The organism is Acholeplasma equirhinis (assembly GCF_017052655.1).
Taxonomy (GTDB): domain Bacteria; phylum Bacillota_I; class Bacilli_A; order Acholeplasmatales; family Acholeplasmataceae; genus Acholeplasma; species Acholeplasma equirhinis.
The window spans coordinates 937,478-956,769 of sequence record NZ_JAFIDC010000001.1; the positions used below are offsets into that span (position 1 = coordinate 937,478).

General features: G+C 33.7%; 11 protein-coding genes. 1 reads left to right on the forward strand and 10 read right to left on the reverse strand.

Features of this window, described 5'->3' with window-relative positions; all coding sequences use genetic code 11:
• Positions 1 to 25: 25 nt before the first annotated feature.
• From JV173_RS04385 to JV173_RS04405, 5 genes are all read right to left on the reverse strand, one after another.
• The gene (locus JV173_RS04385) at positions 26 to 7,747 is read right to left on the reverse strand and encodes a pectinesterase family protein (protein ID WP_205735074.1); all 7,722 of its coding nucleotides are present in this window, start codon (positions 7,745 to 7,747) and stop codon (positions 26 to 28) included.
• A gap of 157 nt (positions 7,748 to 7,904) precedes the next feature.
• Positions 7,905 to 8,867, reverse strand: coding sequence for an aldose epimerase family protein (locus JV173_RS04390; RefSeq protein ID WP_205735075.1), 963 nt, complete (start codon positions 8,865 to 8,867; stop codon positions 7,905 to 7,907).
• Positions 8,868 to 8,883: 16 nt separating this feature from the next.
• A complete protein-coding gene (locus JV173_RS04395; RefSeq protein WP_240453014.1) occupies positions 8,884 to 9,984 on the reverse strand; it encodes a mandelate racemase/muconate lactonizing enzyme family protein in 1,101 nt (366 codons plus the stop codon).
• Between the two features lie 32 nt (positions 9,985 to 10,016).
• Entirely contained in the window at positions 10,017 to 11,126 is a 1,110-nt protein-coding gene (locus tag JV173_RS04400) for an ABC transporter ATP-binding protein (RefSeq protein ID WP_205735076.1), read from the reverse strand.
• Positions 11,127 to 11,203: 77 nt separating this feature from the next.
• A complete protein-coding gene (locus tag JV173_RS04405; protein WP_205735077.1) occupies positions 11,204 to 11,761 on the reverse strand; it encodes a helix-turn-helix domain-containing protein in 558 nt (185 codons plus the stop codon).
• Between the two features lie 276 nt (positions 11,762 to 12,037).
• Here JV173_RS04405 and JV173_RS04410 point away from each other — a divergent pair, with 276 nt between their 5' ends.
• Complete coding sequence (locus JV173_RS04410; protein ID WP_205735078.1) at positions 12,038 to 13,489, forward strand: amidohydrolase; 1,452 nt, start codon at positions 12,038 to 12,040, stop codon at positions 13,487 to 13,489.
• A gap of 40 nt (positions 13,490 to 13,529) precedes the next feature.
• On the opposite strand, the gene JV173_RS04415 is transcribed toward JV173_RS04410, so the two are convergent.
• The 5 genes from JV173_RS04415 to murQ all read right to left on the reverse strand — a co-directional run bounded on the left by JV173_RS04415 (position 13,530) and on the right by murQ (position 19,292).
• Positions 13,530 to 15,524, reverse strand: coding sequence for a M26 family metallopeptidase (locus JV173_RS04415; RefSeq protein WP_205735079.1), 1,995 nt, complete (start codon positions 15,522 to 15,524; stop codon positions 13,530 to 13,532).
• A 285-nt stretch (positions 15,525 to 15,809) separates the two neighbouring features.
• Entirely contained in the window at positions 15,810 to 17,159 is a 1,350-nt protein-coding gene (locus tag JV173_RS04420) for an ROK family protein (RefSeq protein ID WP_205735080.1), read from the reverse strand.
• A 14-nt stretch (positions 17,160 to 17,173) separates the two neighbouring features.
• The gene (gene nagB, locus JV173_RS04425; RefSeq protein WP_205735081.1) at positions 17,174 to 17,902 is read right to left on the reverse strand and encodes a glucosamine-6-phosphate deaminase; all 729 of its coding nucleotides are present in this window, start codon (positions 17,900 to 17,902) and stop codon (positions 17,174 to 17,176) included.
• Positions 17,902 to 18,375, reverse strand: a complete 474-nt coding sequence (locus JV173_RS04430; protein WP_205735082.1) for a GNAT family N-acetyltransferase — start codon at positions 18,373 to 18,375, stop codon at positions 17,902 to 17,904. The genes nagB and JV173_RS04430 overlap by 1 nt, the downstream gene beginning before the upstream one ends.
• Positions 18,376 to 18,386: 11 nt before the next feature.
• On the reverse strand, positions 18,387 to 19,292 hold the full coding sequence (gene murQ, locus JV173_RS04435) for an N-acetylmuramic acid 6-phosphate etherase (RefSeq protein WP_205735083.1): 906 nt from the start codon (positions 19,290 to 19,292) through the stop codon (positions 18,387 to 18,389).

A 19,292-nucleotide genomic window follows, 5' to 3' on the forward strand; every position in this document is an offset into this window, starting at 1 on the left:
CTGTATTGGATTTAATTTTAATTAATTATTCAGCAAATAATGCTTGTAGAGCGTTCAATTGAGCTTCATAATCCCAAGTAGAACCCCAGTTAACCATACCATTTTGTTGTGCAAAAATGATTGCTTTATTTGTCCAGTTTTCTACTTGTTCAGTAATTAATGTCTTACCATGTGTTGTATTTGACATAACAACATCATTGATTGTATTACCATGTTCATAGAATCTAGCATTTTGAGGTAAATTACCACTCATGTCAGTCCAACCTGCAGTTGTAAGCATACCTGGTTGAATTTGATTACCAATAAAGGCAACACTTGCTTGTTGATCCCATGGACGACCAAAGTTAACTGGTCTAGCCGTGTTTTCTGATGTTAATTGGTTGTTATAGAAGACAACACCATAATCAAGTAAACTATCAGCTGCTGTATTATTGAAACCTTTGAATGCAGTAATGACACCATCTGCATTTGATCTATATAATGTATGAATCACAGATTCTTCAATGAAGACTGGACCACCATTACCAAAGATGTAGTCAACTGCACCTTCAATATACGTATTTAAGTACCATTGACGTCCTTGTTTAGCGTATAGTGTATCTTGGAATCCGTAGAATGCAACATCATAGAAGATCACTTTATCTGCTTCTGTTACTAACGCAACCGCTTGTTTATCAGGAAGTGATGAACCAAAGTAATCAAATGAGTTAGAAATTGTCATTCTAGTGACAGTTAATCCAGTTGCTGCACCTTTAACTGATACAGATGCTGAACCTTGAGTACCCCAGTTACCACCTTCAGGTTTTTGATTACCTGAAGCTTGATTATAATCAAGAATTGTACCTTCTCTTGATTCACCAATCATTGTTAGATTTGGAATATCGATTGTTAATTTTTCAAAATATAATCCGTCTGCAATCCACATAACTTTTATAACTGTTGATGCTAAGCTTGATTTCTTTAATGCTTGTAGAGCTTGTCCTACTTGTTTAAAGATTAGGTTATCAGGATTACTTGATTCTAATGAACCATCTACATAAACTGTAACACCATTATCTATTGGCATTAAAGCAGATGCTAACACGATAACTTCTAATTCTCTTGTTTCAAATTCTAAGAATGTATATTTTAATCCATAAACACCAGCAACTGCTGAGTTATAATCAGTTACTTCTGTTAAATCGTCTAAATTAAGTTTTAATAAATTACCATTTGATAATGTTGCATACACATGAATTGTTTGTGTATTCATTGCTTGACCTAATAGATATACATCTACAAAATCAACTTCATAAATATCAATGGATTCAATTTCAACAACTTTTAATGTATAAACTTTGACGAAATCTAGATATGTAAATGTGATTTCATACTCACCAACAGCTTGCATATCAATCATTTGCAAGTCAATTTCTAAATCTTCATCATCAAGTTCAATCTCTACTTGACTACCATCTGAATAAAGCATAAATACTTTAAATAATGATGGATCAAATGTATCACCAACGATATAGACTGGTGCAAGATTAGAATCATTAATTAATAAACCTAATGGTACAACTTCTGAATCTCTGTTTAAGACAATATCATCACCTTGAACTTTAAAGAAGTCGCTAAATTCTTGAGAATTAAACCAATCTTGATCGACATCTTCATGTTCAATTAATGTACCTTGAGTGACAGGTCTATCATTTTCACCTGATTTAAGGCTTAATGAATCTGTATAGAAACCTTTTGTAATATTGATTGTACCGAGTGCGTTACCTGTCATTGAGTTAACAGTTGTTTCATTTTGAGTAAATACTGAATTTGATACATAAACGCGATCAATATTAATTGTATTGTTTGCCGCAGATTGTCCAACGACAGCTGCAACTTGTTTCGATGCAGTGAGGTTAGATTTAACTACTGCATTTGTAACATTTACTGTAACATTTGATGCATTAATTCTACCTAAGATACCACCCATAGTTTGACCATTTGTAGTTGCAGTAGTTTCTACATAAATATTACTAAAGTTAATTGTTACATTCCCATTTCTAATTGTACCTACAACAACACCGTGATAATCACCAGTTGCTTGAAGTTTAGCATCACCAAAGTTTCTAATAATGATGTTTCTTATTGTAATTGGTAAACCAGGGTTGGCATTACCTTCATCACCACCTGCAACCATTGCAGTGTAAGCACCTGCGTTTATTACTGATACATTGAAGAATTCAATGTTTTCAATTATTGAACCACCATGAACAGATGCAACGATGAATGCTGAAGCTTCACCTGCACCAGTGTAAGATGAATTTTCAATTACAAAGTTCTTAATGATGCCACCTTGTAATTGTTTGAAGAATACACCTTGTTTATTACTTGATGCGGTTGCATCAATATTTGATAGTTTATGACCATTACCATCAAGTACACCTGAGAAGTTTCTAGAACCTGAGGTTGAAACTGCAATTGGCATACCATCAAAGTCGATATCATTTGCTAATTTGTAGTAACCATTACCACCAGTATTAAATAAATCTAATAATTCTTGAGCAGTTGAAATCATGATGACATCTTCTGGCTCAGTTATCTCTTCAAAGAATGCATAAAGCATTAAATCACCAGTAATTAATTCAGTTGCTAAATCAAATGGGACGAATTCATCAGCGATTGTAGACCAACCAAGGAATGTATATCCTGGTTTGAATGAAGTGACAACAGTCGCTTTCGCACCATCTGCAACGATTTGATCCGCAACATTTGTTCCACCATTTGATTCAAATGAAACTGTATGTGTAATTACCCACTTGGCATAAAGTGTCATATCTGCTGTGATTGGTGTTGCTTGTACAAAACTTTCAGTTAATTCAGCATCAGTAAACCAACCAACAAAATTGTAACCATCACGTGTTGGGTTAGCAGGTAGTACTATTAACTTACCTGATTCAACGATGATATCAGAAATTACTGATCCACCATTAGTTTCGAAAGATACTGTAAATTCATCAGTTTCACCTGGTTCTTCCGGTTGAATTGGTTCTTTTGATACAGATTTAAGTTCAAACATACCAGATTCTGAATTGTAAATCCATTTATCTGATGCAGCAATTGCTGTTAAGTTTGTAGTCCACCAACCTTCATTTGGAAGTGATTCTACGACTGTACCACCTAAACCGTTTGTACCTAAACTAGTAAATTCGTATTCAAAGATATTTGTAGCAGTCGCATTTTGTGAATTTGCACCACCAATTGCTCTTGCTGAGTTAGAAGTTGTTTCAACTAAACCTGTAACAAATACATCTTTAATTGTAATTGCTGTTGATGATTCACCAAAGATACCACCAAACCATGCATTTGTTAGACTTGCAGTAACATCTAAGTAAACACGTTCTACTGTGACACCTGATGATGATCTATGACGTGCAACAACACCACCAGTTGAATTTGATTGACCAACAGGTCTTGTAAAGCCTTCAATAACTACTGGACCTAGATTAACTTTAGCCCAAATATCAGTAATTGTTGAACCACCTGAAGATGCATCTAAATCACCGATAATACCTGCAGGATAATAACCACGAATTGAAACTTCATCTAAAACAATATTAGAAATGTGTACTTGTGAAGTGTCTCCACCAGTCGCACGTCCAACGATTGCAGCTGGATATTCGTGAGCTGATAGACTTGAATCTCTAATTACGATATCAGAGATATATGATGGGTTTTGACCTGAAACTTGTCCTGCAACGAATGCTGAACGTGTAGTTGCAGCAGATGATGTGAATGTAAAGTTTTCAATTGTAAAGTTGTAAACTTTAGCACCATTTAAGTTGTGGAATAAACCGTTAAATACGTTTGTTGCTGATGTAACTTGAGTTAAATTCTTTAATGTTTTACCGTTACCATTAAGTTCACCTTTGAAGTTAGAAATTGCTCCAACCCATGTGAATCCTGTAAAGTCAATATCATTCGCTAAATAGAATTGACCTTCTTCATTGTTAGTTGTTGCCATTGCGTAAAATTCTTGTGCATTAGTAATTGGCGTACCTTCTGGAAGATCTTCCCATTTAGCATATAATGTTAAGTCAGTCATGATTTGCATATTTGCATTAAATGGCATCGTAAGTTCTACATCTGTAAACCATCCAGCAAATTGTAAACCTTCTTTAGTAGGTTCAGCTGGTAATGTGATCTTACCACCGTGTTCTACTTCAATGTCTTCAATTTCTGAACCACCATTTGTATCGAATGAAACAGTAAGCATTTCTGGATCTGCAAGTCCACCTTTAAGTACTAATTGATACATAGTAGTTGCAGCATTAAATGCCCACTTATTAGATTGAACTATTGCATTAAGGTTTGTTGTCCACCAAGCTTCTGTTAATGATTCAACAACAGTACCACCAGCACCACCTGAACCATTACCTGTAAATAGATATTCATAGGCATTCGTAACAGTTGTCATTTGTGGGTTTGCACCTAAAATTGCTCTACCTGAGTTATTAGCTGTTGTAATCGTACCTGTAACGAACACATCTTTAACGACTGCACCAGAACGATCAGTTACCGCATCAGCAACGATACCAGCACCCCATTTATCTGATGTAGCAGTAATGTCCATATAGACACGTTCAATTAATGTTGCTGCACCACTTGGTCTAACACGTGATGCGATACCACCTAAACGTTCAGCAAGACCAACACCACGACCGCCGTGATTAAGTTCAACACCACCGATGTTAACTTTTGCCCAAACATCTGAGATTGTTGAACCACCTGATGTTCCATCAAAGTCTGCAACAATACCAGCTACATAGTAACCACGAATTGTTACGTCTTCTAAAACGATATTAGAAATATGAACTTGTGATGTGTCTCCACCAGTTGCACGTCCAACAATTGCTGCAACGTATTCATTTGCAGAAATTGAAGAGTTCTTGATCACGATATCAGAAATGTATGATGCATTTTGACCTGAAACCTGTCCTGCAATAAACGCTGAACGGGTTGTTGCTGCAGTCGATGTGAATGTAAAGTTTTCAATTGTAAAATTGTAAACTTTAGCACCATTTAAGTTATGGAATAAACCGTTAAATATATTTGTTGCAGAAATAACTTGAGTTAAATTCTTTAATGTTTTACCGTTACCATTGAACTCACCTTTGAAGTTAGAAATTGCTCCAACCCATGTGAATCCTGTAAAGTCAATATCATTCGCAAGGAAGAATTTACCTTCTTCATTGTTAGTTGTTGCCATAGTGTAGAATTCTTGAGCATTAAAGATTGGTGTACCTTCAGGAGTTTCACCACCTTCATCCTCTTCTTGCCACTTAGCATATAAAGTCATATCTTCGGTAATAGGTGTTGAAGGGTTAAATTGTGTTGTTAATTCAGCATCAATAAACCAACCAACAAATAAGAATCCTTCTTTAGTTGGAGGAACGCCTAAAGTAATTGTTCCACCTTGTAACACTTTAATATCTGCTACAGCTGAACCACCATTTGATTCAAATGAAACTGTCATTTCTGGTAATTCGACTTCACTCCATTTAGCATGTAGTGTTAAATCCGCAGAAACTGGTTCATCAAAATCATAAAGTGTTGTTAATTCAGCATCAATATACCAACCTTCAAAGACAAATCCTAATCTTGTAGGGTCTTGAGGTTCTGTTGCTTTTTCACCTTCTAGAACTTGTTGAACAGCAACTGCTGAACCACCATTTGATTCAAATGAGACTGTAAATACTTCTGTAAACTTAGCAGTTAGTGTCACTGATTCTGTTACTGGACCTTCAAATAATTCGGTACCATCAAACCAACCTAAGAATGCACCGAGTGCAGGATTGATATAAATTTCTGATAAATTTTGACCATCACGAACATATTGAACTTGTTCTACTTCTTCACTGAACTTAAGTGTAACTTTATGTCCAAGATCAATTTCATAACCTAAAAGTGATGGCAATTCACCTTGTGATTTAGTCCAATCAGAACCAAGGTGTAATGTTAAAGTCGTTGTAAAGTCTTCAACTGACTTGAATACATTCGCTTGAGGAACATTCACACCATTTAGGTTTGCACGATCATAATTGAACGCGAAAACATATGCATTTTCAGCAGTTGGAACATTGCTTCTTGCAATATGTCCATTATTGCTATCTGACGCATGTGTTGTTTGATAATTTAAAACTAATACGATATTTTTAAATTCACCTGGTAATACTTTAGATGCTGCACCATGTACAGTTTCATCTAAATTAGCCATGTTGTTATCAGCACGACCAACTACACCACCTAAATAACGAAGACCTGTAAGATTTGCATAAACAACTGCACCATCGACGAATAATTCAGGTAGATCATTTACGTTGTTACCATTTCTTCTTGCTTCACCTAAGATTGCACCAACACGTTCACCTGTTGTTTCAACAACAACATCTAATAATAAATCTTTAACTAATAATTTAGATGATTCAATGTCACCAACTAAACCACCAGTTGCATTTGAATTTGAATGAACAGATGCACTTAATAAAACTGATTTTTCAATTGTTAATGTAGATTTATCTGTTGCACCTTGAACGTGACCAACAAAGCCACCAACACCAGCTGCAGCACCTTCAACTGTTGCATTTAATACTGCAACATTTTGAATAAGTACTGTTGAACCATTCATGATACGTCCAACTAATACCCCTGCTTGTGCACCAGTCTTAAGATTAATGTTTTCTATTGTTAAATCTTTAATTGAACCACCTGACATACGTGGGAAAATACCACCAATATTTGGTGCTTCAATATCTAAATTAGAAATCTTCTTACCATTACCATTGAAATGGAAGTTGTGGATAGGAATTGCATCGCCTACCCAAATTGATGCATCCCAATCAAATGTTGAGAAGTCTAAATCAAATTTAAGATAGAAATGATCTCCAGGAGCGTATTGAATTAAACCACTTGCTAAGTTATAGAATTCTAAAGTAGTTGTAATCGGTGTACCTTCTGGGATTGCTTCCCATTTAGCATATAAAGTGATATTTGCTGTTACAACATCATTTTCAAAGTCCCATTGATTAATAAATCCAGGTTCTTTAAACCAACCAACAAGTTCGTAACCAGTATATTCGGCATCTGGTTGGTTAATTTTTGTGTTTTCATTTGCTTCAACACTATCAGGTAAGACATCACCCAGACCTGCGTTGAATGTAACAGTAAATTTAATAGCAGATACTTCTTGCCATTTCGCATATAAAGTCATGTTTGCATTCACGACTGTAGATGTTTGAGCAGCTTGAGTTAATGCTTGGTCTAAGAACCAACCTTGGAAGGTATAACCTTCACGAGTTGTTGTTGGTAGATCACCAAGCGTTGAACCTGCTTGTTTAGTTACCGGAAGTACAGCACTACCACCATTTGCATTAAAGGTCACTGTATAATTTTGTACCTGACCTGATTCTAGCCATTTGGCATGAAGAGTTATATTGCTTTGTACTGTATCGGTTTCAAAAATCCAATCATCTGTATATTGTGCGTCTTTAAACCAACCTTCAAATGTAAATCCGTTTCTAGTCGGATCTTGAGGTTTAGTTACGAGACTACCAGCTTCAACTGTTTGACTTGGGACATTGGTTCCACCATGAGAATCAAACACAACAGTATATTGAGTTGGCTCTTCAATGATTTCTTCACAGGCTACTAAAAATAGCACTGTCAATATGCCCAAAACGAACACTAAAACACGTTTGAGATTAAAATTCATCTTTACTTCCTCCCTTTGTTCCTCTTTACACGCTTCATTGTGAAAGCGTTTTATTCAAGTATATTATATAAAATATAATCTTTTTTTATTATGTGCAAAATAACCATAAAAGAAAATGCGAAAGAGGCTTTGCAATTTCCTTTTTCGCATTGTTTTTTTATATATTTTCTTCTAATGTATATGAAATAAATTGATGATACTTCTTCCCTTTTCTCAAGATAACATCTGAGAAGTTTTCATGATTTATTGCATCGGGTTCATACTGACATTCAAATGCAATCCCACCATATAATGGAATATCTTTTAAATCCTTAGTTAATTGCTTAAACTTGCGGTTTACTGAGTAAACTTGAAAGCCTGGATAACTGGTTTCAATCGTTAATTTTTTTGTACCAAAACTTAACTCAATTTTAGGATTTTTTATCTTACTAAATAGATATGTATTATCAATTCCAATGATATTCATATCATTGAGTTTTTTAATTTGTTCTCCGATATAAGTTTCTTTTTGAAAGTCATATGGAGTATCTTTAACAGGTATTATTTTACCTGTTGGAATGAGTTCAGAATCCACTTCTAAAATACGGTCCGCATCCATTAAAAGTCGATGACCTAAAATGTCACGATCACCTAAATTAAAGTGTCCATGATTGGTCAGATTTAAAATGGTATCTTCACTTGATTCTGCATCATAAGTTAAAACCATTTTAGGTCCATGTAATTCATAGGTTATATAGAGTGTAACTTCTCCTGGAAAACCCATCTCCATATTTGGTGATATATACTTAAATTTAATTTTAGTATCGGTTTGTTCTATGACATCAAATATGCGAATATTAAACCCATCTGGTCCACCGTGGAGATTATGCTTGTCTAAATTGTTTTTAGCAAGTTCATAGGTTTTTCCATTTAGTTTAAAAGATGCATTTTTAATTCGGTTTGCAACACGACCTACGGTCGATCCGAAATATCCCGCTTTAGAATCCCTATAAACCTCTAAGTCATGATTATTGAGCATAATCGATGTCTTATCAGAAAAAGCGAGCCACTCATAAATCGTGGCTCCGTGATCTATTAAGCGTATATGTTGATATGAATTTTTAATTTCATAAATACGCATATTTAATGTCTCTTTCTTAAAACTCAGATTTGTGTGGAGCTAATTTTTCAAAGTCAAATTCAACACCAATACCAGGGGTATCTGGTGCTACCGCTCTATGTGTTTCTTTATTGATAACTAATGGACGTTTAGTATACTGATCAATTGGGAATGAGTGCACTTCTAAATAACCAGCATTTGGCATCGCCGCTAATAAAGAAACATGAAGTTCTTGCATACCATGTGTAGATACTTTTAAGTCATGCAGTTGTGCAAGATGAGCAACTTTTAAGAAGCCTGTAATACCACCCACATTTGAAGCATCAGGTTGTGGGAAGTCTACCTTACCATAACGAATTAAATGTTCAAATTCTTTTGGTGTTCTTAAGTTTTCACCTGCTGCGATTGCCATACCTGTTCTATCTGCAATAATCTTATGGCCTTCGTAGTTATTTGGATCAATTGGTTCTTCTAAGAAAATGATATTATATTTTAGTAATTCACGAGCTGCTCTAATTGCATATTCAACAGTCCAACTCATATTAGCATCTACCATGAAATCAACATCTGGTCCAATCATTTCACGAAGTGCTTTAACACGTGCAATATCTTCAGCTAAAGTCTTTTGACCTAACTTAATTTTAATTGCAGTTAATCCCATATCTAAATAGTTTTTATGGTGTTTAAGGAGTTTTTCAAGTGGGAAAGCAAGGTCGATTGCACCACCGTAAGCTTTAACTTCTTTATTATGTCCTCCAAGTAATTTCCATAGAGGTTCACCGGCTTTTTTAGCACGTAAATCCCAAAGTGCGATATCAACTGCAGAAATCGAAAATGAAGCAAGTCCACCATGACCAACATAGTGAATGCCTGTTTGCATTTGTTCCCATAAATCTTCAACACATGCTGGATCTTTACCTAGTAAAACATTTCTTAATTCAACTTGAATAAGTTTACATATGCTGCGTCCACCAAAACCTCCAGTGTATGTGTATCCTACACCTTCTCTACCATCATCCGTTAAGATTTTAACGATTGGCACTTCAAAGTGAGTATGAACTCCATGTTTGGCATCACTGACTAATTCAGGTAATGGGATGCGGTAGTATTCTACAATGACATCTTTAATTTTTGACATGATAAAATTCTCCTTTTACATTATTCTCTTTATCATTTAATTGCAAGCTCAGTCTTTGGATTGAAAAAATGACATTTATTCATATCAAAAGAGAGTTTTAATTTTGTTCCCGCATGTATTTCTTTCGTTTCTACTGATGCGACAGCAGCTTGCTCGTTTATTGAAAAATATAGATTGGTTTCAGCACCTAACAATTCAACAAGTTCAACTTTAACTTCTATTGTTGAATTAGGGTAGGTAAGTATGACGATTTCTTCATCGTGAATATCTTCTGGTCTAATACCAAAGACAATTGGTTGATCAATATAACCTCTATCACGTAAAATGTCGACTTTACCTTGTGGAACTTCAAGTTTGAAATCACCTGCGTGGAAATATCCATCAGATTTGACAACACCTTTAATAAAGTTCATTGGAGGTGTTCCCATGAAACCTGCAACAAACATATTCACAGGATTGTTATAGATTTCTTTAGGTGAATCTACTTGTTGAATATATCCATCACGCATAACAACAATTCGATCACCCATTGTCATCGCTTCAATTTGGTCATGGGTTACATAAATTGTTGAAGTGTTAAATTTTTCTGAGATCTTCTCATGAATTTTGATTAATTCTGTACGCATTTGAACACGGAGCTTAGCATCTAAATTTGAAAGAGGTTCATCAAGTAAGAATACCTTAGCTTCTCTTACAATTGCACGACCAAGTGCAACTCTTTGTCTTTGACCACCTGATAATGATTTAGGTTTTCTCATTAGATAAGGTGTAAGTTCTAAAATATCTGCAACCTCTCTAACTTTTTCATCAATTTCTTCTGGTTCCATACCACGAAGTTTTAAACCATAACCAATATTATCGTAAACAGTCATATGAGGGTACAAGGCATAAGATTGGAACACCATTGCAACATCGCGTTCCTTTGGTTGTAAATCATTCACACGGACACCATCAATATAAAAATCGCCAGAAGTTATTTCTTCTAATCCAGCAACCATTCTTAGTGTAGTTGATTTCCCACAACCTGAGGGACCTACTAATACCACAAATTCACGATCCTCGATTTTTAAATTGAAATCATGAACTGCTTGTACACCGTTAGGATAAATTTTATTAATTTTGTTGAGTTCTAATACTGCCATAAAGCACTCCTAACTTTCTTTTCAACTCCATTATAATGAAGCCATTTTTAATTTACTATATGCACTATGCACACATCTTACTTTAATAAAGTATAGATAATGTATGCTTCGACAAATCTTCTGCAATCAAAACCTGTTCTTGAATAAAATTTATCAAGTCTTTGAATTAATGTATTTCTATGTAGGTAAAGATTTTTAGCTGCTTTGCTCATGTTTTGATCGCATTCTAAAAATACCTTCACAGTGTATAGAAGGTCATTATCTTCAAAAACAGATTTTAATAGTTTCTTTTTAAAATCTTTATCAAAAGGATAATCTACTCTTTTTAAGAGTAATTGGTAATCATCATAAATTACAGTTTGATGAAATGGAACAGCATCAAACCATTCTAATATATCGTTCAAATCATACTTTGGTTCTTCATCGCTGTAATAAACTTTAAGGTCAGTATAAAGTTCCTCAGCTAAATTAAGGAAAAGATCTTTTTCATCAATTTTATTTGGTTCATGGTGAATAATGAGTTTACTTGCTTGCTCATCTACTTTTAATATGCGATATGAAGTACTTAAAAGATCCAAAATCACATGTTTATATAGGCTGATTTTATTTTTAGTTTCTAGTATTATAAACGCCATTCGTATATCCGTCCCTTTATAACTTCATTATACAACAATTAGAGATTAAATAAAACGGCAAAAATAAAACCGAGTTTTCACCCGGTTATCGCTTATTTCTTATTTTTTTTCTTTAAAATAGAAGCTTTTCTTTGATTCTTTTTTAAGTGTTTACCTTTACGGTCTTTGCCCATTATCATAGTTGGAATTCCTCCTGCATTTATTATACCATAAGAGATATGCGGAATTATACCCTGAAGCGGACATTTCACATATAATTGATTTGAGGTGAATCAAATGATCCTTTGGAAGAATGCACAAATTCATACGAATCAAAAAGTTGTTTCATCGATGATTACTGATAAAGGTAAAATTATTGCTTTAGGTGATACATTTAAAGATTTTAACTTTGATGCAGAGATTAATTTATATGGTATGCATGTTTATCCTGCATTTTTGGATACACATTTACATTTAATTGGATATGGTCGTAGTTTATATCAATTATCTGTAAGAGACCTGAATGAGAAACAACAAGTATTAAACTTCTTAAAAGATAATATAAATGATGAAAAACTATTTGTTGAAAACTATCAGGCACTTGGAATCACTAAAAGTGATCTTGATTTAATTTCAAAAGATATTCCAATTATACTTAGACATTCTGATTATCATAGTTTTACTGTCAATAGTTATGTTTTAGATAAAGTTGGAATTAAACATGATACAGGTATTTTAATTGAACAATCATCAATTCCAGTACTTCCACTTTGGAGTGAACTTTCTAAAGATGAACTAACTAAAATGACAGAATTAGCAATTAAAAAACTACACTCTTTTGGTATTACTTCAATATTAACTGATGATTTAGCTTATTTTAATTCATATGAAGAAACTTTAGAAATCATTCAATCTGTTATTAGAAAATTCCCTATGAGAACACATCTTTTAATCCATGAAGATGTACTCGATACATATCTTAAGAATAAACCAAAAGAAAGTGACTTTCTAAAATTCAATTCTGTTAAAACATTCTATGATGGTACATTCACATCAGAAACTGCATTAATGTATGAAACATTTAAAAATTCAAAATCAAATGGTGAACGTATACATTCTAAAGAAGATTGGGAAAGACTTTTAAAAAAGGTACGTAGTAATAAATTAAATATTTCAATTCATACGATTGGAAATCGTGCTTTTGATGAAGTTGTTAGTTCACTTAAACAATATCCACTACTTAGTGGTATAGATAGAATTATTCATGCTTCAAGTGTTAAATTAGAATCTTTAGATAATTTAAAAGGTATGAATGTTGCACTTGATTTACAGCCACAATTTATCTCTTCTGACTTACCTTGGGCATATAATAAATTTGAATCAAAACCAATACTTTATCCATTTAAGTCAATTTTAAACAATAACCTTCAAATGGCTTTATCATCGGATGCACCTGTTGAAATTCCAAACCCATTATTAGGTATTTATAGTGCAGTTACAAGAAAATCTAATTATGCAAATGAATCCTATGATATGAACGAAACATTAACCCTTAAAGAAGCATTTGACCATTACACTAAAGACGCCGCAAAGACATTAGGTATTGATAATCTTGGTGAAATCAAAGTAGGTAATATAGCTGATTTTGTTGTATATAAACATGATATTTTAAATACTCCAATACAATTACTTAAGGAACAACAAGTTGAATTAACAATTATCAATGAACGTATAGTTTACAGAAAATAAAAAAGCCAATCTCGAATGAGAAAGGCTTTTTTATTAATAGTTATGAAAAGATTGAATCGATTGTGCTTCTGAAGAATGGACTATTATATAAATCCGGAAGATTTATTTCCCACCACTCAGTATCAATTGTTTCTAAAGATGCAACAACAGTGTTTGCCATTGTACCTGGACTCGAATTTGGACTTGGTAATGATACTTCAACTGCATAGAAATTAGCTACAGAAGCAACTTGTTTATCTGATACTACATGACCTGCTCTTGCACCAATTAAAGTTGCATTAAGGAAAACATTTGAAATTATACCAACACCTGCGACATTATGATCCGCAGTAATACCTGCTACATAGCTACCTGAACCTGTATTTTCAATCATTGTATTATAAATAAATACATTTTCTACAACGACTTTTGCACCATTCTTAGCTTCACCAAATAAACCAGCACTACGTTCTGTGGATCTGAAATGACTATTGAGTACAATAATATTTTTAGCATTTATATCATGTCCATCAACGGATCCGACAAGTGCACCAGTTGTTCTCATGATATTTGTTGTGCTGACATTATCTAATTTAATATTTGTAAAAGTCGCTCCACCTGTTGTTAAACCTACAACACCGGCAACACCTTGTTGTGCATTACCAGAAAGTGTAATATTCTTTAACGTGATATTTTCAAATACTGTTAAATTACTTACTGATTCCCCAGCAATTGTACCTGCACGATTCGTACCTGTAATCACTGCATTCTCAATAGTTAGATTACGTATTATAGCTCCATTTAAGGTTCTAAATAGACCAGCTCTGTCACCAGTAATATTTAAATTAGTTAGTTTTTTACCATTACCATCAAGTGTAATAACATGGGTTTTGTTTGAATTTCCTGCATAAGCAAAACCGGTAAAATCAATATCATTGGTTAGATAGTATTTACCATCATTTGGATAACCTTGTAATTGTTGGTTTAAATTATAAAACTCTTGTGCTGTACTAATTGGAATCCATGTTTCATCAAACTCAAGCACAGGCTCTTCAACTTCTGCTCCATCACTAAAAATAGTAAATAATTCATCATCTAATTTATAAGTCAAATAAGCTTTAATTTCATCTTCAACAGGATCCATTGATCTCAAGAATTCTTTTGTTGTTGGATGGAATACATTTGATTGAAGTGGTGTATCACCAATCATAAATCCAAATTCAACAAGTTCAGCTTCATCACTTAAGTAAAATTGTCCTAAGAATGAGTTTTTACCTTCACGAATACCTGTAACATCCATGAAGAATACATGGGCATCAACCAAAGCTTCGCCTTCAGCAACTTCAACAACATCTCTATCAACAAGCGCAGTCACTAATAATGGATTTTGATATGAGATAACTTGTCCATCACCATCTGCCCAAAATGAAAACTCAGGATTATACGATACAAAAGTATGTACACTGTTGTATGGTACTTCTTCTCCATTTAAAAGAACTGGTAAAACACCTTCTACAAGCTCATATTGAAGAGAAAATACAGAAGGTTCTGTAATTTCTTCTAATGTGAGATTACCTGCAAGGCTTAACCAAACTGGGCTTTCTTCTTCAGTAATGAGTTGTAAACCAGGTTTAGTAAACTCTTCCCAAGCTAAATCAGGAATCAGTGATGCTTCACCGTTTTCAACAAAGTAAAGATCAAGTAAATGACCATTTGAATCCATAAAGATTACAGGATGTTGTTCTGTATCAAACACTGCATAAAGCACTAGATCTTGGGTTGCTAAAACTCGAGCATTTGAATCTAAGTCATGTCTAACAACACCATTTACAATCCAAAATGCAAAATCTTCTTCACTGACCTCACCTAAATTAGAGATATCAATAACTTGTCCTTTAGGTACATCAATTTCAATCTCTGTTGGTTCTCCTTCATCAAAGAAAATTGAAATATGAACCGTAACATCTCCTTCTGCTGCATAAGACTTTTCAGCAAGTGAAAAAATCATTATGAACCCTAATACAAAAATCATCAATAAAGATAATAGTTTTTTCATCATATCACCTTATTCTTCAAATACAGCTACACCTTGACCAGAAACAGCAATTGTCGTATTAGGATTAATTTCTAACACTTCAATTTCAGGTGTACTGTAGTTAAGTTTTTCTTTATTTTCGCGCATAAAAAAGACCTCCCCTATTTTATGGTTAGCACTATTTTATATTTAATGTAAGCGTTTTTCTATGTGCAAATTGTATATAAATAGAAAATCAATTTCAACCAAGTCAATCTTTAGCCAATAAAAAAAGTTGGCTACAAAAAGCCAACTTGATTTGTTTAATTAGAATTGTACGAGACTTGCTGCTGCAACAGATTGTCCTAAACGACGGAATTTTTCATCTGGAAGTGATAAATTGATCTTCTTCTTTAATTGAGGGAAGACATTTTTTAAAACTTCATTTGCTTTTTTAACGATAAGCATGCCACCTTCGCCTGACATCACACGTCCTAATAATAAGACTTCTGAAATGTCATAGAAAACATCATACCATGCAAGTCCATATGCTAGATAAGTTCCGATTGTTTCATAGATTTCAATAAATCTTAAATCGTTCTTATCTAATTTTTGAACAACTTTAAGACGTTCTGCTAAAGTTTGAGAAGGTTCAAATGTAATACCTGCTTTTTCAGCAAGACGAATGACAGCGTCTTGTGAGAAATATTTATTACCGGTACCGTAATCACCACTCCACTCATCAACTGGTCCGTTTGGTTGGAAATCAACAGGTACGAATGCAAGTTCATTTAACCAACCTTCGATGTTACCTTTTTCATTCACATAACCAGCTGCTTCACTTGTTCCCATTGCAATACCTAAGAGTTTAGTCTTATTTAAAGTCATAGAACCAGCAAGTGCAGTTACGTCACCATCGTTAGCAACAACGATTGGTACATTTAATTCTTTAGCAATATCAATGTAGATATTTTTAATATGTTGATCAAATAAATCTTCTGGAACTTCAATAAAGAGTGATGCAACACGTGCTTCATTATTAATGTAAACACCTGCACTTGAAACCCCAATGGCATCCACTTGTCCTAAAACTTTAACAGCTTTTAAGATAGCATTTCGAATGTGTTGTTTATGATACTCAGGATCACTATTTAGTTTAGGTAACCAAATGATTTCTTCACTAAATAAGACTTCTCCGTCTTTAACTGCGGAAACCTTCATATCAGATCCACCTGCATCAAAACCGATACGATTACCATTTAAATGTTTACCAATTGGTTGATCACCTTTTTTAATTTCTGGTAATGATTCGCTGTGTAGAACTTCAAATTTTTCAAGGTAGATTCGCTCCATGAAAGCTTTATCGAATGTTCTTGCACCTTTATCAAAAATATCTTTTAATCTTTGATGTACTTCTTTATTACCAACAATAATGACTTTATAACCACCATAAATCCAAAGTAATGATTTAACTAAACGTTCTAGTAAAAAAATGTTTTCGTCCATCATTACAGCATCACTAAAGATTTCTTGATGGAACACTTCATTAAAACCGTCATTTCTTTCAACAACGATTGAAAGTTTTTCGTGATTTGCTTTTAATACACGTTGATTAAATTCGTTATAAACTTCAAATGCAGGCATAAAGGTTGGATCTAATTTAAGATTTAAACTCATTTAAATACCTCTTCTTATTTATTTAATAATAGACTTGCTGCGTCTTGATCTAAGAATACATGCACATTTGGATGATTTTGTAAAACAGATGCAGGTAGGCTTTCTGAGATTTCACCTTTGATCATACCAAATACTGCTTGTGCTTTATTTTTACCTGTTGCAATTAAGACAACTTCTCTAGCACGCATGATATCTTTGATACCCATAGTTACTGCAGTATGTGGAACATCTTCTAATTTTTCAAATAATCTTGCATTATCTTTTCTTGTTTTTTCTGCAAGAGTTACCATATGTGTGTGTGATTCAAATGGTGTGCCTGGTTCATTAAAACCAATGTGTCCATTTGATCCAAGACCTAATAATTGAATATCAATAGTCACTGTATCTAGTTGTTCTTGATACTTTTTAATTGCTTCATTTGGTTCAATAGAACCATCTGGAATAAACGTATTGTTTAGATCAATATCGACATGATTGAAAAGATTGTCTCTCATGAAGAAATAATAACTTGCAGGATGACCTTTTTCTAAACCAACATATTCATCTAAATTATATGCTGTAATACCTTTAAATGATAATTCACCAGCTTTATAAGCTTTAATTAATTTTTTATATAAAGGAATTGGTGTTGTTCCAGTTGCTAAACCTAAAATCATGTTAGGTTGATGTGAAATTTTCTCTTTGTAAAACGCCGCTGCTTCTTTGTAAAGTAGATCAACGCTATCATAAATTTTAATATTCATTATAAATATAAACCTCTAACTAGTCTGTCGTAGACATTGCCTTCCATATCGATTGTGATTGCACCTACTGTTTTCTTGTAGAATTCTGCAACCTTTTCATTTACGCCACCGATAATAGCGTAACCATAACCATCATGTAACATCGCTTCTAGTGAATAAACTAAAAGTGCTGTTCCGATATTTAAACCACGTAATGATTCATCCACACCAATTGGGCCAAAATAACCTTTAGCTGTTGCATCATATGCTGCAAATCCAACGATTTTACTATCTTTAACTGCGATAAATGCGGTTGGGTGTGGTTTATAAATTGCAGCTTTGATTTCACTTGCCCATCCTTTTGAGAAATTTTTCTCAATAAATGTCACAAGTGCATCAGAATTTGGAGATAATAGGCGAACAATTTTAACGTCACCTTTTGTTTCTTTTAAACTTAAATTTAAACGATGTAACCCAACGAGTAAATCTTTCATATGATCTCTCCTTAAGCTTTTAAGCTTCTTAATGCTTCTTTAATGTTTCCATTGTTTTGACGAAGTAATTCATCAATCATTTCAACTTCATCAATTTTACCTAGAATTGAAATAACCGCATGTTTAACTGACTTAAATCTTTCAAGATAAGCTACTGCTGTTTTTTCTTCAACACCTGTTACTTCACATACAATTGAAATTGCACGAGAAACAAGTTTGTCATTACTCATTTGAATATCAATCATTAAGTTTTCATAAACTTTACCAAGTTTAACCATGGCAGTTGTTGAAATCATATTAAGAATTAGTTTTTGAGCAGTACCTGATTTCATACGTGTAGAACCAGTTAACGGTTCTGGGCCTGTAATTGCTGCAATTGGATAGTCTGCAATTTTTGTAATTGGAGCATTCACTGATGTTGTAATAGAACCCGTTTTTGCACCAATTGATTTTGCATATTCTAAGCCAGACACAACATAAGGTGTGCGGCCTGATGCTGCAATACCAATTACGAAGTCTTTCTTTGTAAGATTGTAACTCTTTAAGTCTTCGATTGCTGCTTCTTTATTATCTTCAGCACCTTCAACGGCATTTCTTAAAGCTTTATCGCCACCAGCAATAATACCGATGACCATATTTTCTGGGACACCAAAGGTCGGCACACATTCTGAAGCATCAAGAACACCTAAACGTCCTGATGTACCAGCACCAATGTAAAAGAGTCTGCCACCTTTTGAAAGTGCAATAGTGACTGCATCAACAACTTTCGTAATATCTTCTAAAACTGCTTCAATGGCTTCAGGAACTTTTTTATCCTCTTCATTGATCATTTTTAAGATCTCTTGAGTTGTTGCAACATCCATGTGCTTGGTTGATTTATTTCTTTGTTCTGTTGAAATTGATTTAATATCGACCAT

Bases quoted from the DNA above. Each gene is read 5' to 3' on its own strand.
- JV173_RS04410 (WP_205735078.1), top strand. From the start codon at position 12,038: ATGATCCTTTGGAAGAATGCACAAATTCATACGAATCAAAAAGTTGTT.
- JV173_RS04430 (WP_205735082.1), bottom strand. From the start codon at position 18,375: ATGAAAGATTTACTCGTTGGGTTACATCGTTTAAATTTAAGTTTAAAA.
- JV173_RS04400 (WP_205735076.1), bottom strand. From the start codon at position 11,126: ATGGCAGTATTAGAACTCAACAAAATTAATAAAATTTATCCTAACGGT.
- JV173_RS04420 (WP_205735080.1), bottom strand. From the start codon at position 17,159: ATGAGTTTAAATCTTAAATTAGATCCAACCTTTATGCCTGCATTTGAA.
- JV173_RS04405 (WP_205735077.1), bottom strand. From the start codon at position 11,761: ATGGCGTTTATAATACTAGAAACTAAAAATAAAATCAGCCTATATAAA.
- JV173_RS04415 (WP_205735079.1), bottom strand. From the start codon at position 15,524: ATGAAAAAACTATTATCTTTATTGATGATTTTTGTATTAGGGTTCATA.
- JV173_RS04385 (WP_205735074.1), bottom strand. From the start codon at position 7,747: ATGAATTTTAATCTCAAACGTGTTTTAGTGTTCGTTTTGGGCATATTG.
- nagB (WP_205735081.1), bottom strand. From the start codon at position 17,902: ATGAATATTAAAATTTATGATAGCGTTGATCTACTTTACAAAGAAGCA.
- JV173_RS04395 (WP_240453014.1), bottom strand. From the start codon at position 9,984: ATGTCAAAAATTAAAGATGTCATTGTAGAATACTACCGCATCCCATTA.
- JV173_RS04390 (WP_205735075.1), bottom strand. From the start codon at position 8,867: ATGCGTATTTATGAAATTAAAAATTCATATCAACATATACGCTTAATA.
- murQ (WP_205735083.1), bottom strand. From the start codon at position 19,292: ATGGTCGATATTAAATCAATTTCAACAGAACAAAGAAATAAATCAACC.